Source organism: Streptomyces sp. NPDC091280 (assembly GCF_044768565.1).
Classification (GTDB): Bacteria; Actinomycetota; Actinomycetes; order Streptomycetales; family Streptomycetaceae; genus Streptomyces.
In genome coordinates this window covers 263,128-289,450 of the sequence record NZ_JBIVUZ010000010.1, presented here as the reverse complement: position 1 = coordinate 289,450, position 26,323 = coordinate 263,128, and the positions used below count along the sequence as shown (strand labels likewise).

The following is a 26,323-nucleotide window of genomic DNA, read 5'->3' as shown; positions in this document are numbered from 1 at the left end:
GTCCGGCGGAGGGGGAGCGGGCGGGCCGACGAAAAGAAATGCATCGATATGCGGTCTATTTGTGCATTGCAGCTTAACTATTCCCTCCGTGACACCCCGGATTTCCTGTCTCCTTGGGGGTGATATGAGACGTAATGCCCACCCGTAACGGGGGAGTTGAGGAACGCCCGTGCGAAGGCCGTGCGAAGACCGGCCGAGGGTCAGCCCAGGGTCACGGGCAGACGTTCGTAGCCGCGCATCATGAGTCCGCGCCGTCGTACGGGCTCCCCGGCGGGACGCAGTCGGGGGAAGCGCCGCAGCAGCGCGGGCAGCGCGATGTTCCCCTCCAGCCGGGCGAGCGGGGCGCCGAGGCAGAAGTGGGCGCCGCCGCCGAACGCCAGCGGCTGGGGGCCGGTGCGCAGCGGGTCGAACTCCGCCGGGCGGTCGTACTGCCTCGGGTCACGGTTGGCGGCGCCCAGGAACACCAGGGCGATCGTGCCGAGGGGCGCGGGCACCCCGCCGACGGTGAGCCCCGTACGGAGCGGTACCCGGGCCGCGTACTGGACGGGGGATTCGAGTCGTAGCACCTCGTCGGTGAAGCCGGTGGCGGGTGTCCGGCCGGTGCGCAACTCGTCGGCAGCCAAGGGGTGTCGGAGGGCGAGGGCGGTGGCGTTGCCGAGCAGGTTGACCGTGGTGTCGAAGCCCGCCACGAGCAGCAGCACGAACATCGACAGCATCTCGTGGCCGCTGAGGCGGGGTTCGGGACCGTGCGCCGCCGAGGCCAGCGCGCTCGCCAGGTCGTCGCGCGGATCCGCGCGGCGCCGGGCGGCCAAGCCCGCGAAGTACTCGACGAGTTCGGCCACCGCCTGGTCGGCCGCCGCCACGGCGTCGGGGGGCGGGGCGAGTTCCAGGGTGAGCGTGAGGGCGGACGCGGCGGCGCGGAACCGCAGCCGGTCCGCCCTCGGCACGCCCAGCAGTTCGCAGATCACCCGCATCGGCAGCCGGGAGGCGAAGGCCTCCATGAAGTCGACGGTGCCGGACGGGTTCGCGTGGTCCGGCATCCCGTCGAGCAGGTCGTCCACCTCGGCCGCGATCAGAGCTTCGAACGAGCGGATCCTGCGGCCCGCGAAGAACGAGGACACCAGGGACCTGAGCCGGGTGTGGTGGGGCGGGTCGGTCTCCAGGAGGGAGGCGGCGACGATCCGCCGCGAGAGGTGAGCGGCGGGGGCGGAGCCGGGATCGGCCGGTTCGCGGGCCGCCCCGCTCAGGATCCCGAAGGCGCGGTCGCGCGTCAGCCGCTCCGCCTCCTGATAGCCGGTCACCAGCAGGAGCCCGTCCCCGGCCGGTACGACGGGTCCGAGCGTCCGGGCCCGTTCGAACAGGGGGTGGGGGTCGGCGGCCCCCTCGTCGGTGAGCAGCCCCGCGAGGATCGGGGCGGCGTCGGTGGCGGTGTCCGTCGAGGCATCCGGCGCGGTGTCCGGCGCGGTGTCCGAGGCGGTGTCCGAGGCGGTGTCCGAAATGTGGCGCGTCATGATCCTCATGGTGGCGGGGACACGGTGAACGGGCGTCGCGACACCTCCGTACCCCCTGACATGACCCCCCAGACACAGACCCGGCCGCCCGCCTCCCGAGGACCCGCCTCCCGTCTGCGGCGCGGTGCCGCGTTCGCCCTGCTGCCGTTGGCCGTGGCCTGCGGCGGAGGCGATGACGAGGGGACGGCGGCCGAGCGCAAGCGGGTGGCGACCGTGACCGCCGCGCCCGAGGCCGGTGTCGTCGCCCCGGCGAAGGTCGAGGTGATCGCCGGGCTGACCGGCTGCACCGCCGAGATCCGGATCGAGGCCGAGGAACTGCGTGAGGGGCAGTGCCGCACGAAGCAGGGCGACTACCGGATCACCACGTTCCCCGAGGAGCGGTTCAAGGTGACCTGGTTGGACACGGCGGCCGTCTACGGCGGCAAGTACCTCGTCGGCACCCGCTGGGTCGTCAGCGCGCGGCCGGAACTCCTGGCCGGGTTCCGGGCCCGACTCGGCGGCACCGTACAGGAGTTGCGCGGGGTCGGGCCCGCCGCCTCACCCTCCTTCGGGCCGCAGGCGTCGCCCTCCTGAGCCACCGCTCAGGTTGTCCCTCCGCTCACCGCTCACCGTTCACCGCTCCGTGCGGAGGTGGTCCAGCACCTCCGTCAGCGGCAGGTCGAAGCGGTCCTTGTCGTCGGCCCAGTGGCGCAGCACGCTCGCCGCGCCCTCGGCCGACTCCGGCGGCAGTCCCGCCGCGCGCAGGGTCGCCGCGATCTCCTCCAACTCCGGTGCCCAGCGCCAGGCGCGGGCGGCGACGCTCGGCAGCTGGTCGGTCTCGGCGAGGATGTTGGACGTCAACGAGCTTGCCTCCAAGGCGAGTTCGGCCCCGACGCCGTGGCTCGCGGCGAGCGCGTGCGAGACGGCGGCCAGCACCCGCGCGGACTTCTGGAACGACGCGTACGACATCTTCAGCGCCGACGCCGCGCCGATCCCGGCGTCGAGGGGGCGGGCCAGGACCTGCGTACCGTCGAACACCGCCGCCACCCCGGCGACTTCCTTCCCCTCGCCGCTCAGATAGAGCCGCGGCGCGCTGCCCGGTCCCGGCGGGCCGCCGACGATCGAGCCGTCGACCATCGGCACCGCGCGCTCCGCGCACGCCGCCGCGATCCGCCTCGTACGGTCCGGGCTGATCGCGTTGGCCTCGACGTACACGCCCCGGAAGGGGTGCGCGAGGACCTGGTGGGCCACCTCCTCCGCCGCGTGCGGCGGACACACCGACAGCACCAAGTCGCTGGTGGCGAGGGCTGATTGGAGGGACTCGGCGGCCTCCAGGCCGGCGTCCCGGGCGCGTCGCAGGCTGGCGGCGCCGCGGCCGGTGGGGACGTACAGCACCCGGGCACCCGCGAGGGCCGCCTGGCGGCCGACCTCGGCGCCCATGGCGCCGGGATGCAGAAGCGTCAACGTGGTCATGGCACCCACCGTACGAGGCCGCCGCGACCAGGAAGATTTTCTTGGGGGTCGCCGGGAAGAGTGTGGGGCATAGGAGAGGGGCATAGGAGATATGAGCCTCGGGAGGGCGCCATGAACCGACAGATCCGTGTTCGCGTGATTCGCCGGCCCGCCACGCCCCGCGACGACACCATCGACCGCAGGACGCCGTCGGGGCGCATCCTGCCCTACTGACCCGAGCGGCCCCGATCACCGGGGCCCCGCTCATCGCGGCGAGCACCAACTCACGGTCGTGCCATGGCCGTTGTACACCCTCAGACGTACGGCGTCCCGGCCGTCCGGCAGTGGTGTCGTCACGTCGACCGTGATCTCCAGGCGGTCGGCGCCCGGGTCGTGGCACGCGGTGGCCAGGGCGCGGCGCAGGGCGGCGAGGAGCCGGGCCGCCACCCGGTCGGGGACGAGGGTGTCCACCGGGCCCTTGAAGCGGGTCGAGGGCCGGACCGTGAGCGTGGCCGCCGCCTCCCGAAGTACCCTGCCGCGCAGCCCGGTCGGGGCCTCGGGCGGTGGCTGCTGGAGGGCGAAGATCGCCGTGCGGACCTCCTGGACCGTCGACTGGAGTTTGTCGACGGCACGTCCGAGGGCCTCGTGCGCCGGGTCGGCCGGTCCGCCCCTGCGCTGCGCGGACTCCAGCAACATGCCGGTGGCGAACAGCCGTTGGACCACCAGGTCGTGCAGGTCGCGGGCGATGCGGTCGCGGTCCTCGTAGATCGCGAGGCGTTCCCGGCGGTGCCGGGCGTCGGCCAGCACCAGCGCGAGCGCGGCCTGGGACGCGAACTGTGTCGCCAGCGACCGTTCCACGGCCGTGTAGGGGCGGTCGCCCGAACGGCGCGGCAGCGCGAGCGTGCCGATCAGACGGCCCTCGGCCTGCAACGGCAGCATCATGCTGGGGCCGAACCGGTGCCGCACATGGGTCGTCATGCGCGGGTCGGTCGCCGAGTCGTCGATGAACACCGGTTCGCCGCCCAGGAGTTGCACCAGGACGGGGCTGCCGGGTGCGATGGTCGTGCCGACGATGTCGCCCGGGTCCTCGAAGGTGGAGGCGGTGACGATCTCCATGCCGCCCGCCTCGGTGGGCTGAAGGATCACCCCCGCGTCGGCGTCGGCGAGCGCGCGGGCGCTCTCGGCGACGGTCGTCAGCGCGTCGGCCGCCCGCTCTCCGGTGAGCAGCGCGGTGGTGACGGCCGCCGCGCCCTCGATCCAGCGCTCGCGCTGCCGGGCCGTCTCGTACAGGCGGGCGTTGCCGATCGCGATGCCGGCCTGCGCGGCGAGGACGTGCAGCAGCTGTTCGTCCTCGGCGGTGAAGGGGGCGGCGGGCCGCTTGCCGGCCAGGTGGAGGTGGCCGAAGACCTCGTCGTGGACGTGGATCGGCACGCTGAGCACGCCGGGAGGCGGCGGCTCGGCCCCGCCGCTGCGGATCTCGGTGAGGCCGTCCTGCCCCGGGTCCGTCGTGCCGAGCGCCGCGTACCGCGCGCCGGTCAGCTCGGCCGCGCCGTCCACGATGTGCTGGAGGGTGGTGCGCAGTTCGAGCTCGGAACCGACGCTCAGGACGGCTTCGAGGAGCCGGGAGAGACCGGGGACGCCGGCCGCGGGCTCGGCCGCGGGTTCGGCCGGTTCCGGGTTCAGGCGGTCGCCAGCGGGTCCAGGACCAGCGGCTCGATCTTGCCCTCCAGCATGTAGCCCAGGCCCTGTACGGCACACACGTCCGGCCGCTCCGCGATGTGCACCGGCATCCCGGTCGCCGCGCGCAGCATCTGGTCGAAGCCGGGGAGCAGCGCGCTGCCGCCGACCATCATGATCCCGCGGTCCGCGAGGTCGGCCACCAGGTCGGGCGGGCAGTTGCGCAGCACCCGGCCGATCCCGTCGAGCACGGCGGTCAGCGGGGTCTCGATCGCGTCCCGTACGGCCGCGGTGTCGACCCGTACGGAACGGGCCAGGCCGCTCGCCACGTCCCGCCCGTGGATCTCGGTGGTGGTCGGGCCCTGCGGGGTGAGACCGTTGCCGGACAGCGCCAGCTGCAAGGGCCGTACGGACTGGCTCGGGAGCATCAACTCGTGCTCGTGGCGCAGGTGTTGGACGATCGCGTGGTCGACGGCCTCGCCGCCCACCGGGATGCGCTCGGCGGTCACGATCGAGCCGAGGGAGAGCACGGCGACCTGGGTCGCGGCGGCCCCGCACACCATGATCATGGTGGCCTCGGGCCGCTCGACGGGCAGCCCGCAGCCCACGGCGGCGGCGATCAGCGTGTCGACCAGTTCCACCCGGCGCGCCCCGAGCCCGACCAGCGTCTCGATCGCGGCCCGCTGCGCCAGCGGATCGGCGTCGTGCGGGGTGCACGCGGCGGCCCGCAGCCGGGGCTTGCGGCGCAGCGCGCGGCGCACCTTGTCGCCGATCAGGTGCCGCAGCATGCGCTGCGCCATCTCGATGTCGACGACGGTCCCGCCGGACACCGGCCGCACCACCCGGATGTAGTCGGGCGTACGGCCCGTCATCTTCTCCGCGAACTCTCCTACGGCGATCAGCGCGCCGGTCCGCGTGTTCACGGCGGCGGCGGACGGCTGGTCGACGACGAGCCCGGCGCCCTTGACGTAGACACGGGTGCGGGCCGCTCCCAGGTCGACGGCGAAGTGGCAGCGTCGCAACTGCTCCAGACTGACGGTCATGGAAGGTTCTCCCGAGAGCGGACCGGGGCGTCGCCGGGCGGCGGGCCTCTTTCGCATCGTGCGGGGGCGGGGCGGTCGGCGCGCCTTGTGGTGGGCCGGGCGGGGTGCCGCTGAATGGGGGTATTTGTCGCATATGCCCGATCTAAAGAACGGATAAAGGGCAAGGGGGAGCGCGTCGGTGAGTGACGATCAGGGGCCGGCCGCCGGCCGCCAACCGTCAGTCGTCGGCTTCGGCGAGGGAGCGCTTCAGGATCTTCCCCATGTCGTTGCGCGGGAGCGCGGCGAGGTGGTGGACGACACGGGGACGCTTGTGCGGGGCGAGGCGGCTCGCCACGTGGTCGGCCAACTCGGCCAGTGCGGGCGGGGATTGAGGGTCCGCCGGGACGATCCAGGCCACGATCCGCTCGCCCAGGTCGGGGTCCGGCTCACCGGTGACGGCGGCCTCGCGCACCCCGGGATGCTCCAGCAGCGCGTTCTCGATCTCGCCCGCGCCGATCTTGTAACCCCCGCTCTTGATCAGGTCGGTGGCCTTGCGGCCGACGATCCGCACATAGCCGTCGGGGTCGCGCACCGCCATGTCCCCGGTGCGGAACCAGCCGTCGGCGGTGAAGGCCGCGGCCGTCGCGTCGGGGCGGTTGAGGTACTCGGTGAACAGGTTCGGCCCGCGCACCTGGATCTCGCCCACGCTCTCGCCGTCGTACACGGCGAGCGGTGTGCCGTCCTCCTCGACCAGCCGCAGCTCCACGCCCGGCAGCGGGACCCCCACCGTCCCGGCGCGCGGCTCACCGTCCGCCCGGACACTCGTGTTCATCAGGGTCTCCGTCATGCCGTAGCGCTCGATCACCCGGCGCCCGGTCGCCGACGCGATCCGCTCGTGGTCGTGGACCGGCAGCGCGGCCGAACCGGAGACCAACAGGCGTGCCCGCGCAAGGGACTTGGCGAGTCCGGGGTCGTCGGGGAGGGTCTCGGCGATGCGGTGGTACATCGTCGGCACGCCGAACAGCATGGTCGCCCCGTCGTTCAGCTCCCGCGCCACGCCCTCCGTGCTGAACCTGCCCAGGTGCCGCACCGAGCCGCCGCGCCGCAGCGGGCCCAGGATGCCCAGCACCAGCCCGTGCACATGGAACAACGGCAGCCCGTGCACCAGCACGTCGTCCCCGGTCCACTGCCAGGCGTCGGCGAGCGCGTCCAGCGTCGTGGCGATGGCCCGGCGCGGGAGGACGGCACCCTTGGGCGGGCCGGTGGTGCCCGAGGTGTAGACGACGAGGGCGGGATCCTCGTCGGACGCCCGCACCTCGGGTACCGGCCCCACCGCGCGCACATCCACGTCGACGCGCTCCAAGTGCCGTAGCGCGTCCGGGAGTTCGTCACCCGGCGCCGCGAGCACCAGAGTGGGCGCGCTGTCCGCCAGGATGTGCCCGAGCTCCTTGTCGCCCGACTTCGGATTCAGCGGCACGGCGGCCACCCCGGCCCGCAGCGCACCGACCACGGCGACGGCCGTCTCCAGCGAGTTGCCCGCCCACACCGCGACCCGCCCACCGCCCGCACACCGCCCCGCGAGCGCGTCCGCCGCCGCGCCCAGCTCCGCATAGGTCAGAGACCGTTCACCGAACCTGAGAGCGGGCCGCGGGCCCGGACGCACCAGAGCCGGAAAGAGGGTGGACACGCGACGCGCTCCTTGGTTGTCGGGGCATGGGTCCCCGGACGCCGGGGACACCCCCGTTCCTACACCACGTCCGCCGTCGCCGGGGCTTCGCCGAGGGTGAAGGTCAATCCGGTTGCTCCGGGCGCACGGGCCGTGGTTACCCTGCGGAAACGATCTGTCGTCGGACGAAGCTGGAGACTTCCGTGCCCCGAATCGCACTCGCCACCTACGACCCCGGAGCGGAACCGAGCAAGGACCGTGATCTGCCGGTGCTGGTCGAGGCGTTGCGGGTGGGTGGGGGTGAGGTCGTTGCCGTGCCCTGGGACGGCGAGGGGATCGACTGGGGGGCCTTCGATCTGGTTGTCATCCGGTCGACCTGGGACTACAGCTGGCGGGCCGCCGAGTTCGTGGCCTGGGCCGAGCGGGTCGGGAAGGTGACGCGGCTGGCCAATCCGGTGCGGATCGTGCGGTGGAACACCGACAAGCGGTATCTCGGCGATCTCGCGGCGGCCGGTGTGCCCGTCGTGCCGACCCGTTATGTCGCCGCCGGTGATCCGGTCGAGCTTCCCGGTGACCACGAGTACGTCGTCAAGCCGACCTCCGGCGCGGGGGCCCGTTTCGCCGCCCGGTACACGCCCGACGAGCACGAGACGGCCCTGCGGCAGCTGGAGCGGATGCACGCGGAGGGGTTCACCGCGATGGTGCAGCCGTATCTGACGAACGTGGACGTCAGCGGGGAGCGGGCGCTGCTGTTCTTCGGCGGGCGGTATGTGCACGCCTCCCGGAAGGGTGCCGTGCTGGCGCGGGGTACCGCCTACGACGACGACAAGGTGTCCCACCCGGATCTGGAGCCGTGGACCGCGACCGAGGCCGAACTCGACGTCGCCGCGCGGGCGTTGGCCGCCGTACCGGAGGGGTCGGAGTTGCTGTACGCGCGCGTGGACCTGGTCGACGGGCCGGACGGGCGGCCGTGTGTGATGGAGCTGGAGCTGGTCGAGCCGAACCTGTTCCTGGATCTGCATCCGGGGTCGGTGGCGGTGGTGGCGGAGGCGGTGCTCGCGGCTGCCGCTACTCCCTGACGGCCGTCCGCTGGAGCAGCCCCCAGGTGAACTCCGCCGCGCACTGGTGCCGTACGCCCCGGGCGTCCGGCGCGGTGAAGGCGAGGCCCCAGCGGGTGGGGGCCGTGCCCTCCAGGGGGCGGGCGGGGGCGAAGGCGCGGGCCGCCTCGTCGACCGTGCAGGACCAGGGGGTCAGGTCGTCGAGGGTGTGCAGGGGTGGGGGCGGGGCGCCGGGGGCGCGGACCAGCCATTCGTTCCACACGGCGCCGTTCGGGGCGGTCAGTACCTCGAAGCGGAGGTCGGGCCAGAGGGGGAGCGGCCACTGCCGGGCCTCGCAGTCGAGGTCGCCGATCCGGCGCCGCGTGGCCGATTCCGGGGTGCCGAGGACCGAGCGGTAGCGGGCGGCGGCGGCCCGGCCGCGCGGGGAGTGCAGCATCGCCTGCCAACGCTTGTTGGCCTCACGCATGTCGGCGATCGAGACGCCCAGCTCATGGCGGGCGTCCTCGACCAGATCCGGATTGTGGTCCGCCATGCGGCGCAGCAGGACGAGTTGGAGGTCGAGGGGGCCGAAGGGGCTCGTGGGGCGTTTCGGGTCGGGCATGCGATCCATCGTCGCGCACGGCCCTCGGTAGTCGCACGGTCACCCGACCATTGCCCGTGCCCCTTGTGATGGCTAGCCTGTGTTCGTTATTCCGATCGCCAGTTGAAATTTCGAACACAGCCATTCGCCTACACCTGGAAGGGGGCCGGTTGTGGGACGCCTCGTACCTGCCGTGACCCGGGCTCTCGACATTCTTGAGCTCTTCCTCGACGGGGACGGGACCCTGTCCGCCCCCGACATCGTGCGCAAACTGCAACTGCCGCGCACCACCGTGCACGAACTGGTCACCACGCTCTCCGCACGCTCGTACATCGTGCCCGTGCCCGGACAACCCGGACGTTACCGGCTCGGAGTCCGTCCCTACCAGCTCGGGAGCAGATACGCCGAGCAGCTCGACCTCGCCGCCGAGGGCCAGCAGGTCGCCCGGTCCGTCGCCGAGACCTGCGACGAGACCGTGCACGTGGCCATCCTCGAAGGCACCGACGTCATCTACATCGCCAAGGTCGACTCCACGCACGCGGTGCGCATGGTGTCGGCGGCCGGCCGCCGGCTGCCCGCGCACTGCACCTCCGTGGGCAAGATGCTGCTGGCCTCCCTCCCCGAGCCGGAACTGACCTCCCGTATCCCCGCGGACGCGGCGCTGGTCGCGATGACGCCCAACAGCATCGTCGAGCCGGACGCCCTGCGCGCGGCCCTCGCCGAGATCCGGCGGCGCGGGGTCGCGGTCGAGAGCCGCGAGTCCAACCCGGACGTGTCCTGCGTGGCCGCCCCGGTCCGGGACCGCACCGGCCAGGTCGTCGCCGCGCTCTCCATCTCCGTGCCCATGATCCGCTGGAGCGACGAGCGGCGCGACGAACTGGAGCGGCTCGCCGTGAAGGGCGCGGCCGAACTGTCGGAGCGGCTCGGACACCGGAGCGTGGCATGACGTACGAAGTGGCCGTACGGGCCGAGGCCACCCTCGGCGAGGGGCCGACGTGGGACGCGGCGGCGGGACGCCTGATCTGGATCGACATCCTCGGCTCCCGGGTCCACACCTACGACCCCGCGACCGGCGCGCGCACGGTCCGGGTCACCGAACAGCACGTCGGCGCGGCGAAGCCCCGGGCCGGCGGCGGACTGGTCCTCAATCTCCGGGACGGGGTCGGACTCGTCGACCCCGACGGGGCGTTCCGCTGGCTGCACCGGGATCCGGTCGCCGGGCGGCGGGCGAACGACGCGGCCGTGGCGCCGGACGGCGCGCTGTGGGTCGGCACGATGCGGTACGACGAGGCGGCCTGCGGCGGCACGCTGTCCCGGATCACCGGGGACGGGTCGGTGCGGCTCGTCCTCGACGACGTGGCCGTCAGCAACGGGACCGGGTGGAGTCCGGACGGGCGGCTCATGTACTACGTCGACTCGCCCACGCGGCGGATCGACGTGTTCGAGTACGCGGACGGGCGGGTGTCCAAGCGGCGCCGCTTCGCCGAGATGGAGGACGGGGCCGGGTTCCCGGACGGGCTGACCGTCGACGCGGACGGAGGCGTGTGGGTCGCGCTGTGGGGCGGGGGCGCGGTGCGCAAGTACGCGCCGGACGGGGAGCTGGAGCGGGTGATCCCGCTGCCCGTGCCGCTGGTGACCGCGTGCGCCTTCGGGGGCGCGGACCTGACCGACCTGTACGTCACCACGGCACGGGTGGGGCTCGACTCGCCGCATCCTGTCGCCGGTTCGCTGCTGGTTGTGCCGGGGGCGGGGAAGGGGTTGGCGCAACCTGCCTTCGACGGCTGAGAGTTGGGCTTCGGGTGCGGGTCCGCGCTCCTAGGAACCGCTCAGCGCGGCCAGTGTCCGCCGCTCGGCCGGAGTCAGCGGCGGGCCCGAAAGCGGGGGCAGGAGCGGGCCGTTGAGGGCGGCCAGCAGGGTGCCGGGGCGCATCAGCGTGGACGCGTCCGCCTCCATGCTCGTCACCGACGCCAGTGCCGCCGCCGCCCGGTACGAACCCGTCGCCGACTTCAGCAGACGGCGGGAGTAGGCGGTGATCACCCGGTCCGCCCTGGTCGGCTCGGGGCCCCTCGTCTCCGGGTACCAGACGTCCTGGCCGACCGCCAGCGCCCAGGCGCCCTCCACGGGGGCGGCCACCGCGCGCTGGACCTTGGCGGCCAGGCCGGGGGCGGTGAAGCCCTCGGTGCCGAGTTCGCGGGAGAGCACGCGGGCGCCGAGCGCGGCCACCGACATGCCTTGTCCGTAGGCCGGGTTGAAGGTGGCGAGCGCGTCGCCGAGGACGACCAGGCCGGCGGGCCAGTCCCGGACCTTCTCCAGATAGCGGCGGACGTTCTTGCTGCTGTGGCTGGTGTGGATGTCCGTGAGGGGTTCCGCGCCGGAGACCAGGCGGCCGAGGATGGGGTCCGGCAGGTCGAGGATGTACCGGAGGAAGCCGTCAGGGTCGGCGGGGGGTTCGCCGCCGCGGGTGCCGGCCAGACTGACCATCCAGCGGTCGCCCTCGATGGGCAGCACCATTCCGGCGCGGCCGGGCCGGGACTCGTAGGGGTTGGCCTGGAGGATCGTCAGGGGGAAGTGCTCGGCGCCCTCGGGACGGCGGTAGATCCGGGTGGCGTTGACCAGGCCGGAGTCGACCGTGCGCTCCTCGACGCCGGTGACTCCCAGCGCGTCCAGCCAGCGCACGATCCGTGAGCCGCGGCCACTGGCCTCGACCACGAAGTCGGCCTCAAGTTCCGTGACTCCGGCGTCCGTCGAGAGGCGGACACCGGTCACCCGCCGGGCGTCACCGAGCAGGTCCAGGCCCCGGGCCGTACGGATCTCGGTCTTGGTGCCGGCCAGCACCGCCGAGCGCACCACCCAGTCCAGCAGCGCGCGGGTGCAGGTCAGCATCCGGGGACCCTCGTGCCGCCAGCGGCGCAGCCAGCCCTCGGGGGTCAGGGCGAGCATGCCCGAGCTGAGGGAGATCTCGTGGGCGCCGGCCGCGAGCAGCTGTCCGCGCACGCTCGGGCCGGGCACGAGGTCGTCGATCGCCCGCAGCCCGCCGGCCATCATCAGATGGGCGTGCCGGCCCTGCGGGAGACCCCTGCGGTGCTCCGGTCCGTCGGGCAGCTCGTCCCGGTCCAGCACGATCACCTCGTCCGCGTGGACGGACAGGGCGGCGGCGGCCAGCAGGCCGGCCAGTCCGGCACCGACGACGACAGCTCTCCGCGGCATGGGGCTCCTCAAGTCAACCTGGAAACAAGGGTGTTCGCACAGCAAGAGATCAGCAAGGGATCAGCGGGGATCAGCGGGGGGTGGCCTTCACGGTGTTCTCCGCCACGGCCGAGGAGAGGCGGGCCCGGGCGAGGGCGCGGGCCAGTTCGACCAGGCCGCAGGTGTCGGAGACCTCGGTGGAGTAGAGGCGGTAGGTGCTCGGCGTGCCGAACGGCTCCTCGCGGGCGGCGGCGCGCCGCGCGGCGTCGGCCACCATCGCCGCCTCGGCCGCCATCCGGGCCTCGTGCGCGGAGCGGCCCTCGTGCAGCGCGGTGTCCCGGGTGCGTTCGCGGACCCGGTCGTCGAAGTACGGGGCGAGCGCCAACAGGCCGTCGTGTATGGACACTTCACGCCAGTGCAGCCGCATCCGGGGCAGCTGCCACAGCGCGCTGGGCGGCTTCGGGGCGAGGGACGCGAAGCGGACCTCCGTCCACAGCGGGCCCAGTCCGCGCAGCGCGCCCAGGTCGCGCCAGTGCGCGCGGACCGCCGGCAGCAGCCTCGGCAGCGCGAAGCCCGCGGAACAGGTCAGCGCGGCCAGCGAGGCCATCGGCGGGGCGATCCCGGTGGACAGGAAGTCGAGGTTGTGGCCGTTCCAACGGGCCACCACCGCCGTGTACTTGGCGAGCTGGAAGCCGACCACGTCCAGCAGGGTGCCGAGCAGGATGAGACGCAGGCCGGTGCGCAGCAGACCGGTGACCTCCCGGGCCCAGGTCACGCACACGGAGCACATCGCCAGGGTGGCCGCGCTGTGCCCGACCAGGTAGAGCACGATCATCTCGCGCATGCAGGGCGTGTTCGCGTAGTACGTGTCGAGGTCGGTGAGCCGCTCGGTGTGCGCGTCGGACAGCGCGAACAGCACGACGATGGCGACGATCAGCGCGCCGTAGGCGGCCATGCTGCGCAGCACCATGCGGCGGATGCGGGCGGGGGAGCCGCCCCGCCAGTTGATGAGCAGGATGAGCAGGGAGCAGCTGTACGCGGAGATCATGCCGTAGGTGAGGGGCGCGCCGAAGTTCGGGATGCCGGTCAGGTCGTTGACCGCGCTCAGGGTCGTGGGCGCCGCGCAGATGAGGCCGAGGGAGCCGAGCACGATCGCCGCGCAGGTGGACACGGTGAGCGGGTCGCGCGGGACGTTCGCGGGGCGGGCCAGCAGGGCGGTGCAGGAGAGCAGGAAGACGGCGGCGGCGAGGTACACCATGAGGCTCATGCCCGGGTGCTCCCTTCCGTCGTGCCGGTGCGGACCCGGGCGACGAGCGGGGAGTGGGTCAGCGCGTCGGCGATGTGCACGAGGAGGGCGGTGGGGGCCCGGTCGGGGAGCTGGTCCGGCGGGTCGGCGGGCAGGTCGTGCGTATCGGCGGCGCGTTCCTGGGCGACGGCCGCGGCGACGACCGCCGCCCACGCGGTCGCCTCGGCGTGTCCGGTGCCGCCCGGTGTGCGGGCCGCGGCCTCCAGCGTCCGTTCGTACAGGGCCCGGTCGAAGAACGCGTCGAGGTGGCCGAGCGCGTTGTGGATGCTGGTCTGCCGCCACACCAGCCGGGTCGCGGGGGAGGCGAAGCGCGGCCGGGGCAGCCGGAGCGCACGGCGGGTGAGGAGTTCGTCCAGTTCGTGTTCGAGCGGTTCGAGCCGGGCGTACGTCCGCCGGGCCTGCCGTCGCTGGGTGAGCCGGGGGCCGCCGAGCGGGATGAGCACGCCGACGACTATCAGGACCGCGCCGAGGCCGGCGGCGGCCGGTGAGACGGTCGTGCCGAGTGTCGTCCAGTCCCGTCCGGACCAACGGGCCGTCACCGCCGCCAGTTTGGTGAGGCTGTATCCGGCGCCGCACAGCGAGCCGATGCCCAGGGTGAGCAGCCCGGCGCGCAGCCAGCCGTGCACCTGGCGGGCCCAGCGCAGCGAGGACACCGTGGTGACGCTGACGGCGGCGAGGTGCCCGGCCAGGTACAGCACGATCATCTCGGCGGTGAAGGGGGTGGTCGCGTAGTAGGTGTCGAAGTCGGTGCGGCGCTCGACGGGGGTGTGGCCGAGCGGGAACATCACGGCGATGCCGACCAGGACGATCGTGTAGGCCACGATCCAGCGGCGGGCGGTGCGGTGGACGTGCGGTCCGCCCCGCCAGTAGACGATCAGGACCTGGGAGGAGGCGCTGTAGGCGGTGATCGACGCGTAGGTGAGGGGGGCGGCGAGGTTGGGGACGCCGCTGAGCCGGTTGATCGCGCCGACGGTGGGCGGCGCCCCGAGGAAGAAGCAGGCTCCGGCCAGGGCGAGGAGCACGCAGATGACGCGCAGGTAGGGGTCGCGCCAGTGACGTATCAGGTCCGGGGCCTTCACCAGCAGGCCCAGCCACAGCAGGCCGCAGCTGAGGTAGTTGATGAGGCCGCTCATTTTCTGGTCCCGCGGTAGTTGAGGGCGGCGCCGATGCGGTCGGCGACGCCCTGCTGGGTGCCGTCGTCGGTCTCGGCGCCGGAGGCGGAGTCGGTGTCGGCCGCGGACTCCAGCCAAGGGCGCAGCCGTCCGCTCATCAACATGCCGAACCGGTCCGCCTCTTGTTCGTCGGCGACGCTGAAGTCGGTGCGGGCGGCGACGGGCCGGGGGCCGCGCTCGGCGGTCAGCTGGAGCGTGTGCTGTGTGGTGCGCCGGTGCATGTGCCACACCTCGTGGCAGAAGATCACGATCTGGTGCCAGGCGGCGGCCCGCTTGTCGATGACGATGACGTCGTAGGTGTCGCCCTCCAGCCACAGCCCGCTGGCGGTGTGCGGCGGGAACACCTCGCGGCGCACCAGGACTTCGCGCCCACGCCAGCGGACGACGGAGTCGACCAGTGCCTCGAACAGGGCCTCGGGGTCGGCGGGGACCGGGACGCGCATGGGGTCGATGAGGGCGCCGGCGAGCCGCCTCATCTCCTTCTTCGTGCGCACCGCTGCAATATGCCAGGACATACGTCGACTCAGCCACCTCACCGTCGCCGCGGCAGCGGGAAACCGGCCGCTTCCACCGAGATCCGCCGCACAGCCGGTCCGAGGTTACGCGTCCACAACTGCCGCCGTCATGTCGTTCGATGGCCGTTGTGGGACCGGGAACGACCGCTGTGTCCGGAAATCGACCCCGTGAATGAATGTTGCACTGTGCTCAACCCATTGACGTGAACGCGCTTCGATTTTACGGTCTTGTTCGAGGTTGCGAGTGCCGTACGGTATTTCGAACTCCAGGGGACTCCTACCGGCAGGGGCGGGGACGCGGAACCCCCGATCCGGACCGCGGACGCCCCTGGCCGCGACCGGTCCGGGCCGCGCGTCCGGCCGCGCCGTCGCTCCCCGGGGCGCGGACCCGCTCGCCAAGTACGGCGTGAAAGAAGCGGACGGGAGACCGACGGCCCTCCAGGACAAAGGTCAGTATGTCTTGGCATACGGCAAGCACCCGTTCGAAAGGACCCCATGAGCACGCGCACCGCCCGCTTCACCCTCGACCCCGCCTTCACGGTCGGTGAGGTCAACCCCCGTCTCTTCGGCTCCTTCGTGGAACACCTCGGCCGCTGCGTCTACACCGGCGTCTTCGAACCCGGCCACCCCACCGCCGACGCGGACGGCATCCGGCAGGACGTCCTCGACCTCGTCCGCGAACTCGGCGTGACGGCGATCCGCTACCCCGGTGGCAACTTCGTCTCCGGCTACCGCTGGGAGGACTCGGTCGGCCCCGCCGAATCCCGCCCCCGCCGCCTCGACCTGGCCTGGCGCTCGACGGAGACCAACCGCTTCGGCCTCTCCGAGTACATCGCCTTCCTGAAGAAGATCGGCCCCCAGGCGGAGCCGATGATGGCGATCAACCTCGGCACCCGGGGCGTCGCCGAGGCCCTCCAGCTCCAGGAGTACGCCAACCACCCCGCCGGCACCGCCCTCTCCGACCAGCGCGTCGCGCACGGCGACAAGGAGCCCTTCGGCATCAACGTCTGGTGCCTCGGCAACGAGATGGACGGCCCCTGGCAGACCGGCCACAAGACGGCCGAGGAGTACGGCCGGATCGCCGCCGAGACGGCCCGCGCGATGCGCCAGATCGACCCGGACGTCGAACTCGTCGCCTGCGGCTCCTCCAGCCAGTCCATGCCGACCTTCGCCGCGTGGGAGGCGACGGTCCTGGAGGAGACGTACGACCTCGTCGACTACATCTCCCTGCACGCCTACTACCAGCCCGAGGACGGCGACCTCGACTCCTTCCTCGCCTCCGCCGTCGACATGGAGTCCTTCATCGAGAACGTGGTCGCGACCGCCGACCACGTGGGTGCCCGGCTGAAGTCCAAGAAGAAGATCAACCTCTCCTTCGACGAGTGGAACGTCTGGTACGTCTCGGACTGGCACGCGATCGAGAACTCCGGTGCGCGGGACTGGGCCGAGGCCCCCCGCCTCCTGGAGGACAACTACAGCGTCATGGACGCGGTCGTCTTCGGCTCGCTCCTGATCGCCCTGCTGCGGCACGCCGACCGGGTCACCGTCGCCTGCCTCGCCCAGCTGGTCAACGTGATCGCGCCGATCATGACCGAGCCGGGCGGCCCGGCCTGGCGGCAGACGACGTTCTTCCCGTTCGCGCAGGCGTCGAAGTACGGCCGGGGCGAGGTCCTCGACGTCCGCGTCGACTCCCCGACGCACGAGACGAAGAAGTACGGCGAGGCGGACCTGCTGCACGCCACCGCCGTGCGCGCCGAGGACGGCTCGGTCACCGTGTTCGCCGTCAACCGCAGCCGCACCGACTCGCTCCCGCTCCAAGTCGGCCTCAACGGCCTCGACCTGACCTCGGTCGTCGAGCACAGCGTGCTCGCGGACGCCGACCCGGACGCCCGCAACACCCTGGAGCACCCGGAGCGGGTGGCCCCGCATCAGGCCGAGGGCACCGCACTTGAGGGCGGCAGCCTGACCGCCGTACTGGAGCCGCTGTCCTGGAACGTGATCCGGCTGGCCTAGCTCAGACCCGCTGCCGGCCGGGGGAGGCCACCGGGGTGACCGGTACTCCTCCGGCCGCGCTGCCCAGCAGGGTCAGGCGGACGTCCTTCGGGCCCACCGGTGTGGTGCCGTCGGAGAGGACCGCCAGCGCGAGGGTGTTGGTGCCCCGGGTGCGCAGGATGCCGTTCGGCAGGGCGAAGGTGTGCTGCGGGCCCACGTCGTTGATGTACTGGCCCATGTTCCAGCCGTTCAGGAAGATCTGGACGCGGTAGGCGCGGGCCGGGTCGTCGTCCAGGACGAGGCCGATCGAGGCGTCGACGCCGCTGTCCACGGCCAGTTTGAAGGTGGTCCGGTACCAGGCCACGCCCTGCCGCCGGTCCGCCCGGGGGAGGGTGACCGCGTCCCAGCCGGAGTCCGGGAAGTCCGGCAGATGCCAGCCCTCGCGTTCGCCGTACAGGCCGCCGTTGTTCTGCGGGCCGCGCACCGGGTCGGGTGCCGTCGCGCCCTGGAGGCGCCAACTCACCTTCGGGGAGGCGCCCTTGAAGGTCGCGGCGGTCAGGCCGCGGGCGACCTTGTGGGTGTCGAGGGCCTTGCCGTCCTGGTCGTGCTGCATCCGCCGGACCAGGACGGACAGGACGTGCGGACCGGTCGTGCGCAGTTTCTCCGGGACCGCGAGAGTCGCCTTGGCGGTCCAACTCCCCTGCCGCACACTGCTGGTGGTCGGCACCGGCATCCGGTGGGTGCCGAGCGGTTCGCCGTCGAGCCAGGCCATCAGCAGGCCCTGGGTGCCGGTGCTGTAGGCGAGGGTCACCGACTCCAGGGCGTCGGCGGCGGCCGTGCTGAACCGGCCCCGGTACCAGACGTCGCCGTAGTGGAAGCCGTAGTCGTCCGCGAACAGGACGGGCTGCCCGGAGGGGACGGGTGTCGTGCTGAACGACGAAGTCCGGTTCGCCGGTGTCCACTTGGAGTCGTCGAAGGCGACCGCGGCCTCCTGGTTCTCCACCTTCCGCCGCCAGCCGTCGAGCACTGGCAGCGGTACCGCGGACACACCCGGCAGCAGTGTGCCCGGGGTGGAGCGCAGGCTGCCCGCGTCGGTGACGGTGACGGGCACCGGCCTGCCGTTCCAGGTGACCTCCGTGATCCCGCGCGGCCCCCACACCTCCAGGCCGGTCTCGGCGATGGTGTCGCCGGTGAGCCGGACGGTCGTACCGCTGACGGCGGCCTCGCGCAGCAGCGCCGGGCCGTAGACCAGCGCGGTGCCCGAACCGGTCTCGTACGGCCACAGGCGCACCGAACCGGCCTCGTCGGCGAAGACCAGCAGCAGGGGGTTGTCGACGCCCCCGCCCTGGACCAGGACCCGGGTCAGGCCGCCGATGCCGAGCGGGACGGTGACGTGCAGGATGCCGCGGTCCCAGACCCAGGCGGCCTGCGCGTCGAGCCGGGTCACCACCGGCTCCTCCGGGCACTCCACCACGGCGTGCGCCATCTCGCCGCGCTTCCCGGCGAACACGGCGATGTCCTGCCGCCCGGCGGTGACGAACATCATCGGGGTGGCCGTCGAGTACCTCAACCTCCGCCCGCCCAGGGCGAGTCGGGTGACCAGCAGCCGGGCGTCCTGGGCCGGGACGGTGACCTCGATGTCGTCGTCGGCGGTCGTCAGCGTCGATGTCACCTCCGCCGCCGTGTCGTTGCGCAGGACGTAGACGTGGGAGCCGGTGTCGGCGTTGGTGAGGTGGTACGTCTTCAGTCCGGCCACCGTGACGTCCGCCGCCGGGTCCAGCTTGGCGAAGTCGGGCACGGTCCGCAGCAGATGGCCCAGTTGGTGCATCGGCACCAGCTTCGGGGTCGGGTTGCGGCCCTCGTCGAAGGCGGCGCCGTAGTCGTACGACGTGTAGACGACCGGCGCCGGCAGCCAGCCCCAGGAGGTGCCGCCGAAGGTCATGTAGACGTTGTGGAGGGTCAGTCCGTTGGCGAGGTTGGTGAGGTAGAAGCGCCGCTCGTAGGCCGCGTCCCGCGTCCGGCGCGACTCCGCGTACCCCTTCCCCTGGAACCAGGACCCGCCCCACGGGTCGAACCAGCCGCCCCCGAACTCGGGCACGAAACCAGGGGTCTTGGGGCTGGCCGTCGCCCCGCCCTTGGCCCCGCCGATCCCGAAGTGGCCCCAGTCCGGCGGCGGTTGGGAGGGCGTCGGATATCCGTCGAAGCCGTAGAGCCAACCGCCCGTGTCGCCGCCGGTGTCGAAGGAGCCGGGGGTCCAATAGCCGTTGCGGCCCTTGTCGTTGTGGAACAGGGGGACGTCGATGCCGTCGGCGCGCACCTTCTTGTACAGGTGGGACATGTAGGCGGCGCCGGTCGGCTGGGTGGTCTGGGCGTCGTACTCGTTCTCGATCTGGTACAGCAGGACCGTGCCGGTGCCCTGGGTGAACAGGTGCTTGGACACGATGGAGTCGACCTGCGTCAGCCACTCGTCGACATGCCCGAGATAGGTCGGGTCGGCCGTCCGCGCGGTGCCCTTGGTGGCGGTCAGCCAGCCGGGGAAGCCGCCCGCGTCGATCTCCGCGTTGATGTAGGGGCCCGGGCGCAGGATGACGTACAGGCCGGTCTCGGCGGCCGTGCGCAGGAACAGGTCGAGGTCGCGGACGCCCGTGAAGTCGTAGCGGCCCGGCGCGGGGGAGTGGTAGTTCCACGAGACGTAGATGCTGACCGCGTTGTAGCCGAAGGCGCGCATCTTCTGCAGGACGTCCCGCCACAGGGACGGGCTCGGCAGCCGGAACGGGTGCATCTCGCCCGACCACAGGACCAGGCGGCGGCCGTCGACGAGCAGCGAGTAGCGGTCGTAGCCGATCGTGTGCGGCAGCCCGTCCGCGGCCGGCGGGGCGGGCGGCGGGCCGGTCGGCACGACATGCGCGGCGTACGCGTCCGGGGAGCCGGCGCTGCCGCCTCCCAGCGCGAGTCCGAGCGCGGCCGTACCCGCGAGGGTGCTGAAGGTACGCCTGCTCAGCTCCACTGGAAGCTCCTTTCGGGTCCGGTCCGTCGGCGGCACGTGCGAAGCCATTTTCCGTGGTGATCCCGGGCGGCCGTCGTGCGGGGTCATTCTCTACGCCACAACGGCCCACAATGGACGCATGAGGATCTCGGCACGGGCGGATTACGCGGTACGGGCGGTACTGGAACTCGCCGTACGGGGTGACGACGGCCCGCTGAAGGCCGAGACCATCGCCACCACGCAGGGCATCCCGCACAAGTTCCTGGAGGGCATTCTCGGTGATCTCCGGCGCGCCGGGATCGTCGACAGCCGGCGCGGCGGGGGCGGCGGCTACCGGCTGGCGCGCGCGGCGACCACGATCACCGTCGCGGACGTCATCCGCGCGGTGGACGGCCCGATCGTGTCGGTGCGCGGCGAGCGTCCCACCGGCCTCGCCTACACCGGTTCCGCCGAACCCCTCCTGCCGCTGTGGATCGCGCTGCGCGCCAACGTCCGCAAGATCCTGGAGGGCGTCACGCTTGCGGACATCGCGGCGGACGCGCTGCCGGAGCCGGTACGCGAGCTGGCGGCGGAACCGGCGGCCTGGGAGAACCCGTAGCCGTTCACCGTCGTCTCAGGCCGCGCTCAGATTCACCCTTTAGCGTCACCTCCCGTTCATCCCTACTCAATCGGTGGGAAAGCCGGGAACGGACGGGACGCACCACATGCGCACGCTGATACTGCTCGCCCTCGCGGGCCTGGGGGCCCAACTCGTGGACGGCAGCCTCGGCATGGCCTACGGGGTCACCTCGACGACGCTGCTGCTGGCCATGGGGACCAATCCGGCCGCCGCCTCCGCCACGGTCCATCTGTCCGAGATCGGTACGACCCTGATGTCCGGGGCCGCGCACTGGCGGTTCGGGAACGTGGACTGGAAGGTCGTCGTGCGGATCGGCGTACCGGGCGCGGTCGGCTCGTTCCTGGGGGCCACCGTGCTGTCGAAGCTCTCGACGGAGGCCGCGGAGCCGGTCATGTCGCTGATCCTGCTCGGCCTCGGCGTCTACGTCATGTCCCGGTTCACCTTCAAGGGGCTGCCGCAGGGGCGGCTCGGCAAGCCGCTGCGGAAGCGGTTCCTGGCGCCGCTGGGCCTGGTCGCCGGGTTCCTGGACGCCACCGGCGGGGGCGGCTGGGGGCCGGTCGGCACACCCGCGCTGCTGGCCGGCGGCCGGCTGGAGCCGCGCAAGGTGATCGGCTCGGTCGACACGAGCGAGTTCCTGGTCGCGGTGGCCGCGAGCCTCGGTTTCCTGTTCTCGCTGGGCTCCCAGGGGCTGAAGTGGACCTGGGTGGTCGCCTTCCTGCTCGGCGGGGTGGTCGCCGCGCCGGTCGCCGCCTGGCTGGTCCGGCTGGTGCCGCCCCGGGTACTGGGCTCGGCGGTCGGCGGGATCATCGTCGTGACCAACGTCCGTACGCTGCTGCACGGCGACTGGATCAGTGTGCCGGACGCGCTGGGCACACCGGTCTACGTCGGGCTGTACGGGATGTGGGCTGCCGCTCTGGCGTACTCGGTCCGCGCCCATCGCAGGGACGAGGCGAGGAAGGCGCGGACCGAGTCCGAGTCCGCCGAAGGGCGGCAGCCCGTCAGGGTGTGATCGGTGCTCGCCGATCAGTGCTGTTCGGTCAACTGCCTCCCGTTCAACTGGTGCTGACGCCCACGGTCAGGGTGGCCGTGTAGCCGTCGGAGACGCTCGTGCCGAGCGCGGTCAGGGTGAGCAGCCCGGACGCGGCCCCTCCGTCGTCGTAGATCGTGTCGTTGGCCAGGGTGGTCTCGGCGGTGGTGTTGTCCGAGTACGGCGAGGTGGCCTGCACCGCCTCGTTGAGGTCCGCGTCGAAGAACAGCTGGCCGGTGTGGACGACCGTGCCTCCGGTGTAGGTGCCGTCGGCGACGGTCACGTCCGTGTGCACCCGCATGTGGACGTGGACGGCGCGGGAGACGTAGTGCCCCGGCCAGATGGAGATGAGGCTCGCCTGGCCGTTGGAGTCGGTGAGGACCCCGCCGCGCAGGAAGGTGCCGTCGTCGTCCTCGGTGTGGCCGTTCTTGCCGACGTAGCCGGAGTACTCGCCGAGCGCGTCGCAGTGCCAGAGCTCGACGAGGGCGTCGGCCAGCGGCGCGCAGTCGTTGTCCTGGTCGACGACCGTGAAGGTGTACTGGACCTCGACACCCTCCTTGTCCTCTCTGAGGTCCGTGCGGATGAGTGCGCCGTCGAGGGAGTACGGCCCCTCGGTGACCTCGGCGGTGAGGGTGCAGACGCCGGAGGAGGCGGAGGCCGACGCGTCCGCGGCGACGGTGCTGGTCGCCTCGTCGGTGGCCGAAGTGCCGCTGGTGACCGTGTCGGCCGAGGCGAGGCCGGCCGCGACCAGACCGCCCGCCAGGGCCACCGTGCCGCCGCCGATCAGGACCCGGCGGCGCTGCGGACCCTTGGCCCGGCGGTGCCGGGCGGATGGGTCGTCGTGTTGCTCTGAGTGCTCTCGTTTTCCCGTCATGGGCAGCGAAGTTAGGGGCGTACCTGAAGAATTCCTTAATGTGCCGCTGTGAAGGTCCTGGGGACGGAACGGTCAACGCCCGCTTATTTCAACAGAGTTCACACACTGTGGAGAGAGTGTGAAAGGCGCGTCTGTGAATGGCCTGAGTTCGTCCTGACCGTTTCGGCCGCGGCTTCCTACGATGCGAGCGCGCCGTCGGTCTTCACAGGAACTTCATTGTTTCTTCAAAGACTTGGGGCGCAGCCACCCCCCAACCCCAAGGAGAAACCATGCCTGGTGGGCTCCTCCTGAGTGGTGCGGTCGCCGCGCTGCTCGCCACCGCGCTGCCGTCCGCGCAGCACTCCTCGTCGCCCGTGTTCGACGACCCGCCCCCGGACAAGATCGTCATCAACGTCGCCACCGTGAACGGCTCGGGCTGCCCGCAGGGCACGACGGCGGTCGCCGTCTCCGAGGACAACACCGCCTTCACCGTGACCTACAGCGCGTATCTCGCCCAGGTCGGCGGCAACTCCGACCCCACCGCGTTCCGCAAGAACTGCCAGCTCAACCTGGTCGTCCACGTTCCGGCGGGTTTCACCTACGCCATCGCGAGCGCCGACTACCGGGGCTTCGCCTCGCTCCAGCGCGGCGCGAGCGGTGCGCAGAAGGCCTCGTACTACTTCCAGGGTTCGTCGGCGACCGTCGCCAAGAACCACCCCTTCAACGGCCCCTACGACGACAACTGGCAGGCGACCGACAGCACCGACTGGGCCCAACTGGTGTGGGCGCCCTGCGGAGTTCAGCGCAACTTCAACATCAACACGGAGCTGCGGGTCACCGCCGGCTCCTCCTCGTCGAGCGCGGTCAGCTTCATGACCATGGACTCGACGGACGGCGACATCAGCACGATCTACCACATGGCGTGGCAACACTGCCCGGGCTCGTGACCTGAGGTGACGGACGGAGGGGTGGCCCGCTTCGCACCGCGGGCCACCCCTTCGGCTCAGCTCTGTTCGACGCCGAGGGTCAGCGTGCCCGTGTAGCCGGACGAGGTCGAACTGCCCAGCGCGGTCAGGGTCATGAGGCCGGAGGCGGCGCCTCCGCCGTCGTAGATCGAGTCCTGGGCGAGGGTGGTGCGGGTGACCGTGTTGGTCGAGTACGGGGAGATCTTGGCGACCGCGGTGGTGATGGTCTCGTCGATGAACAGCTGGCCGGTGTGGAGTTCCTGGCCGCCGGTGAACGAGCCGTCCGAGGTGAGCGTGACGCCGGTGTGCACCTTGACGTGGATGTGCACACAGCGCCCGCGGTACCAACCGGGGTAGATCGTGGTGAGGTTGGCGAGTCCGGCCGTGTTCGTGAGGACACCGCCGCGCAGGAAGGTGCCGTCGTCCGGTTCGCTGTGGCCGTTGTTGCCCACGTAGCCGGAGTACTCGCCGAGCGCGTCGCAGTGCCAGATCTCCACGAGCGCGTTGGGGATCACGGCGCAGGTGCTGTCGTCCACGACCGTGAGCGCCAGCTTGAGGGGGATGCCGGCCTTGCCTTCGGTGACGTCGGCGCGGACGAGGGCGCCGTCGAGGTAGTAGGGACCCTCGGTCATCTCCTTGGTGAGGGTGCAGACGGCCGCGGCGGCGGCCGGAGCGGTCTCCGCGGTGGTGGTCGTGGGGGCTTCGGGTGCGGCGGCGCCCACGGCCAGCACGGCGGCCGTGGTGCCGGTGGCGATCAGTACGGTGCGGCGCCCGATCGGATTGGTTCCTGTTGGTCCTGCCGTTCCTGCTGTTCCCGCTTCGGTTTCTGTCATGGACACGGCACCTTAGGAACCGAGTCTGTCCGGCGGCTGTGGAGGTGGCAAAGTGACGAGGCGTCAAGTCCGTTGTGAGACACGGCACATGGGCCACGGTGATACCTGCCGCCGGTCCGCGCGATGCGCCGGGGGAGGATCGAGAGGTGAACGACTCCGACTTCCGCCGCGTCGAGCCCGGCGAGTACCCGCGCCTGGACGCCGCGCTCGCCGCGGTCAACCGCGACTTCGCGGCGACCTTCCCCGACCGGGAGCCCTTGGTCCTGATGGCCTGGGCCGGGGACGAGGACCTCGGCGAGCAGATCTACGTCGCCCTGTCCGACGGCACCTGGCACGGCAACGGGATCTCGGAACCGGACGGTGCCGCCGCCGACCGCGCCGCGCTCGCCCTCGTCGCGGAAGCCGCGCAGGACACGGTGATCGAACTGCTCTGGCAGGTCTGGCCGGAGTGCCCGTTCCACAAGCTCGGCACCCACTCCCGCCCCGAGGGGACGGGCGCGGACTGGGAGTACGGGCCCGACCATGGCGCACGCGTGGTGTGGTGGTGCCGGGGCCATCGCGGCGCCGACTGCCACGACCTCGCGACGGTGGGCGAACTCGCCGGGGCGCTGCCCGGGAAGCGGCGGCGCGAACTCCGGCGCGGGGAACGGAGGAAGGGGCGTACGCCACGGGCCCTGCCGTAGCCCCGCGTCATCGCGCCGGTGCCTCGCGCAACTCGGTTCCCCGCCACCACGGTGCCAGTTGGAGCACGCCGAACACCGCCTCCACGGCCAGGAACAGCCACAGGAACCGAGGGGCACCCTGGGCGAGGGCGTACCCCTGCCAGGCGGTGAACAGCACCCGGGCCACCCCGTCGAGCAACCCGTGCGACACCAGCGGCCGGACGAGCCGCAGCACGGCCCAGACGACCACCACCGACCCCATCAGATTCGCGTACAGGGTCTGTACCGGGTCGAGTTCGGGCAGCACACCCAGCCCCCAGTCCCGGCCGAGGGCCGACAGCGCGTCGTGCACCGTCGCGTACGTCCACGGGGTCGCGAAGCCGGCCGTCACGACGAGGTCGTACCAGGCACTGGCCCGCACGACCCGGAGATAGCGAGTGATCGTCATGCCGCCGACGCTAAACAGTGGAGCACGGTCCAAGGTCAAGCGGTCGGCGGGTCATCATGTGGGCATGCGCATAGGAGAGTTGGCGACACGGGCGGGCCTGAGCAGGGACGCCCTCCGCTTCTACGAACAGGTCGGCATCCTCACCAGCGAGCGCAGACCGAACGGCTACCGCGACTACCCGCCCGAGGCGGTCCCCTGGCTCGCCTACGTCCGCACGGCACAGTCCCTGGGCTTCACCCTGGCCGAAATCGCCTCACACGGCGAGGAGTTGGCACAGGCCCCCGACCAGGCGGCGGCCCTGTCGGCCCTGTTCGCCGACAAGATCCGGATCGTTGACACCCGCATGGCCGAACTGGCCGCCCTCCGCGCGGAGTTGGCGGCCCGCGCAGGCACGGACTGCCCCCTGCGCGAGCAGTCGCGGCCTGTGGCGAGGGCGGGCGGACGGTCAGGATTCCCGGGGTGAGGATGTGCTCACCGCAGTGATGGAAATGATGTCGTCCATTCGGTCCGCAGTTCCAGGGCGATGCGTGCCGAGTCCAGCGTCATTCGTGTGAAGAGTCCCAGAGACCCGAGGCGACGCCCAGCAGCATGGATTCCGTGTGCAAAACAGGTCCTGCCGGCGAATCGGCGGGCTCTCGTGAGCGATCGAGATATCGAGGTCAGGACGGAACTTCGTCTGTGTCAGGGGGTACATCCACTTGGCTGAGGCCGGTCATCGCCGGTTCGTAGTAAGCGGACATTCCTTGGAGAGCGCGGTAGAGCGCCTCTCGCGGAGGTACTGGGACGCTCGGTTCGCCTACAGAGCCGACGGGTT

The 26,323-nt window shown here is 71.8% G+C and carries 24 protein-coding genes; 10 read left to right on the top strand and 14 right to left on the bottom strand.

Translation table 11 applies throughout. The features are described from left to right. Positions 1-200 precede the first annotated feature (200 nt). On the bottom strand, positions 201-1,511 hold the full coding sequence (locus ACIQPR_RS29810; protein WP_403654516.1) for a cytochrome P450: 1,311 nt from the start codon (positions 1,509-1,511) through the stop codon (positions 201-203). A 60-nt stretch (positions 1,512-1,571) separates the two neighbouring features. Here ACIQPR_RS29810 and ACIQPR_RS29805 point away from each other — a divergent pair, with 60 nt between their 5' ends. Next, positions 1,572-2,084: a hypothetical protein gene (locus tag ACIQPR_RS29805; RefSeq protein WP_403654514.1), complete on the top strand. Its 513-nt coding sequence runs from the start codon at positions 1,572-1,574 to the stop codon at positions 2,082-2,084. 39 nt (positions 2,085-2,123) lie between these two features. Here the strand turns inward: ACIQPR_RS29805 and ACIQPR_RS29800 are convergent, their stop codons facing one another. The 4 genes from ACIQPR_RS29800 to ACIQPR_RS29785 form a co-directional block, all read right to left on the bottom strand. Beyond that, positions 2,124-2,963, bottom strand: coding sequence for a DUF1932 domain-containing protein (locus ACIQPR_RS29800; RefSeq protein ID WP_403654512.1), 840 nt, complete (start codon positions 2,961-2,963; stop codon positions 2,124-2,126). A 243-nt stretch (positions 2,964-3,206) separates the two neighbouring features. Continuing rightward, entirely contained in the window at positions 3,207-4,625 is a 1,419-nt protein-coding gene (locus ACIQPR_RS29795; protein ID WP_403654836.1) for a GAF domain-containing protein, read from the bottom strand. Beyond that, positions 4,622-5,662: a rod shape-determining protein gene (locus tag ACIQPR_RS29790; RefSeq protein ID WP_403654510.1), complete on the bottom strand. Its 1,041-nt coding sequence runs from the start codon at positions 5,660-5,662 to the stop codon at positions 4,622-4,624. Before ACIQPR_RS29790 ends, ACIQPR_RS29795 begins: the two co-directional genes overlap by 4 nt. Before the next feature lie 217 nt (positions 5,663-5,879). Continuing rightward, positions 5,880-7,328 carry an acyl-CoA synthetase gene (locus ACIQPR_RS29785; protein WP_403654508.1) on the bottom strand — a complete coding sequence of 483 codons (1,449 nt, stop codon included), beginning with the start codon at positions 7,326-7,328 and terminating at the stop codon, positions 5,880-5,882. A 182-nt stretch (positions 7,329-7,510) separates the two neighbouring features. On the opposite strand from ACIQPR_RS29785, the gene ACIQPR_RS29780 reads away from it, so the two are divergent. After that, on the top strand, positions 7,511-8,386 hold the full coding sequence (locus ACIQPR_RS29780; RefSeq protein ID WP_403654506.1) for a RimK family alpha-L-glutamate ligase: 876 nt from the start codon (positions 7,511-7,513) through the stop codon (positions 8,384-8,386). Here the strand turns inward: ACIQPR_RS29780 and ACIQPR_RS29775 are convergent. Beyond that, positions 8,376-8,975: a hypothetical protein gene (locus tag ACIQPR_RS29775; RefSeq protein WP_403654504.1), complete on the bottom strand. Its 600-nt coding sequence runs from the start codon at positions 8,973-8,975 to the stop codon at positions 8,376-8,378. The two genes, ACIQPR_RS29780 and ACIQPR_RS29775, sit on opposite strands and share 11 nt — an antisense overlap. A gap of 142 nt (positions 8,976-9,117) precedes the next feature. Here ACIQPR_RS29775 and ACIQPR_RS29770 point away from each other — a divergent pair, with 142 nt between their 5' ends. Both ACIQPR_RS29770 and ACIQPR_RS29765 read left to right on the top strand, forming a co-directional pair. After that, entirely contained in the window at positions 9,118-9,891 is a 774-nt protein-coding gene (locus ACIQPR_RS29770) for an IclR family transcriptional regulator (protein ID WP_403654502.1), read from the top strand. Then, positions 9,888-10,730 carry an SMP-30/gluconolactonase/LRE family protein gene (locus ACIQPR_RS29765; RefSeq protein ID WP_403654500.1) on the top strand — a complete coding sequence of 281 codons (843 nt, stop codon included), beginning with the start codon at positions 9,888-9,890 and terminating at the stop codon, positions 10,728-10,730. The genes ACIQPR_RS29770 and ACIQPR_RS29765 overlap by 4 nt, the downstream gene beginning before the upstream one ends. Before the next feature lie 30 nt (positions 10,731-10,760). Here the strand turns inward: ACIQPR_RS29765 and ACIQPR_RS29760 are convergent, their stop codons facing one another. From ACIQPR_RS29760 to ACIQPR_RS29745, 4 genes are all read right to left on the bottom strand, one after another. Further along, complete coding sequence (locus ACIQPR_RS29760; RefSeq protein ID WP_403654498.1) at positions 10,761-12,152, bottom strand: NAD(P)/FAD-dependent oxidoreductase; 1,392 nt, start codon at positions 12,150-12,152, stop codon at positions 10,761-10,763. Between the two features lie 70 nt (positions 12,153-12,222). Continuing rightward, entirely contained in the window at positions 12,223-13,398 is a 1,176-nt protein-coding gene (locus ACIQPR_RS29755; protein ID WP_403654496.1) for an MAB_1171c family putative transporter, read from the bottom strand. Next, a complete protein-coding gene (locus ACIQPR_RS29750; RefSeq protein WP_403654494.1) occupies positions 13,395-14,570 on the bottom strand; it encodes an MAB_1171c family putative transporter in 1,176 nt (391 codons plus the stop codon). Before ACIQPR_RS29750 ends, ACIQPR_RS29755 begins: the two co-directional genes overlap by 4 nt. Then, positions 14,567-15,103, bottom strand: a complete 537-nt coding sequence (locus ACIQPR_RS29745) for a toxin (protein WP_403654492.1) — start codon at positions 15,101-15,103, stop codon at positions 14,567-14,569. Before ACIQPR_RS29745 ends, ACIQPR_RS29750 begins: the two co-directional genes overlap by 4 nt. A gap of 516 nt (positions 15,104-15,619) precedes the next feature. Between ACIQPR_RS29745 and ACIQPR_RS29740 the strand changes: the two genes are divergently transcribed. Further along, the gene (locus ACIQPR_RS29740) at positions 15,620-17,137 is read left to right on the top strand and encodes an alpha-N-arabinofuranosidase (RefSeq protein ID WP_403654490.1); all 1,518 of its coding nucleotides are present in this window, start codon (positions 15,620-15,622) and stop codon (positions 17,135-17,137) included. Between the two features lies 1 nt (position 17,138). On the opposite strand, the gene ACIQPR_RS29735 is transcribed toward ACIQPR_RS29740, so the two are convergent. Then, positions 17,139-20,123, bottom strand: a complete 2,985-nt coding sequence (locus ACIQPR_RS29735) for a beta-galactosidase (RefSeq protein WP_403654488.1) — start codon at positions 20,121-20,123, stop codon at positions 17,139-17,141. A 118-nt stretch (positions 20,124-20,241) separates the two neighbouring features. Here ACIQPR_RS29735 and ACIQPR_RS29730 point away from each other — a divergent pair, with 118 nt between their 5' ends. Continuing rightward, positions 20,242-20,700 carry an RrF2 family transcriptional regulator gene (locus ACIQPR_RS29730; RefSeq protein ID WP_403654486.1) on the top strand — a complete coding sequence of 153 codons (459 nt, stop codon included), beginning with the start codon at positions 20,242-20,244 and terminating at the stop codon, positions 20,698-20,700. 106 nt (positions 20,701-20,806) lie between these two features. Further along, entirely contained in the window at positions 20,807-21,730 is a 924-nt protein-coding gene (locus ACIQPR_RS29725; protein ID WP_403654484.1) for a sulfite exporter TauE/SafE family protein, read from the top strand. 43 nt (positions 21,731-21,773) lie between these two features. On the opposite strand, the gene ACIQPR_RS29720 is transcribed toward ACIQPR_RS29725, so the two are convergent. Beyond that, the gene (locus ACIQPR_RS29720; RefSeq protein ID WP_403654482.1) at positions 21,774-22,622 is read right to left on the bottom strand and encodes an intradiol ring-cleavage dioxygenase; all 849 of its coding nucleotides are present in this window, start codon (positions 22,620-22,622) and stop codon (positions 21,774-21,776) included. Positions 22,623-22,891: 269 nt separating this feature from the next. Between ACIQPR_RS29720 and ACIQPR_RS29715 the strand changes: the two genes are divergently transcribed. Then, positions 22,892-23,548, top strand: coding sequence for a DUF4360 domain-containing protein (locus ACIQPR_RS29715; RefSeq protein WP_403654480.1), 657 nt, complete (start codon positions 22,892-22,894; stop codon positions 23,546-23,548). Between the two features lie 56 nt (positions 23,549-23,604). Here ACIQPR_RS29715 and ACIQPR_RS29710 read toward each other — a convergent pair whose 3' ends face one another. Further along, the gene (locus ACIQPR_RS29710; protein WP_403654478.1) at positions 23,605-24,399 is read right to left on the bottom strand and encodes an intradiol ring-cleavage dioxygenase; all 795 of its coding nucleotides are present in this window, start codon (positions 24,397-24,399) and stop codon (positions 23,605-23,607) included. Between the two features lie 146 nt (positions 24,400-24,545). Between ACIQPR_RS29710 and ACIQPR_RS29705 the strand changes: the two genes are divergently transcribed. Then, positions 24,546-25,082: a hypothetical protein gene (locus ACIQPR_RS29705; protein ID WP_403654476.1), complete on the top strand. Its 537-nt coding sequence runs from the start codon at positions 24,546-24,548 to the stop codon at positions 25,080-25,082. Positions 25,083-25,089: 7 nt separating this feature from the next. Here the strand turns inward: ACIQPR_RS29705 and ACIQPR_RS29700 are convergent, their stop codons facing one another. Further along, the gene (locus ACIQPR_RS29700) at positions 25,090-25,509 is read right to left on the bottom strand and encodes a hypothetical protein (protein WP_403654474.1); all 420 of its coding nucleotides are present in this window, start codon (positions 25,507-25,509) and stop codon (positions 25,090-25,092) included. 64 nt (positions 25,510-25,573) lie between these two features. On the opposite strand from ACIQPR_RS29700, the gene ACIQPR_RS29695 reads away from it, so the two are divergent. Continuing rightward, complete coding sequence (locus ACIQPR_RS29695) at positions 25,574-25,972, top strand: MerR family transcriptional regulator (protein WP_403654472.1); 399 nt, start codon at positions 25,574-25,576, stop codon at positions 25,970-25,972. Positions 25,973-26,323: the final 351 nt, after the last annotated feature.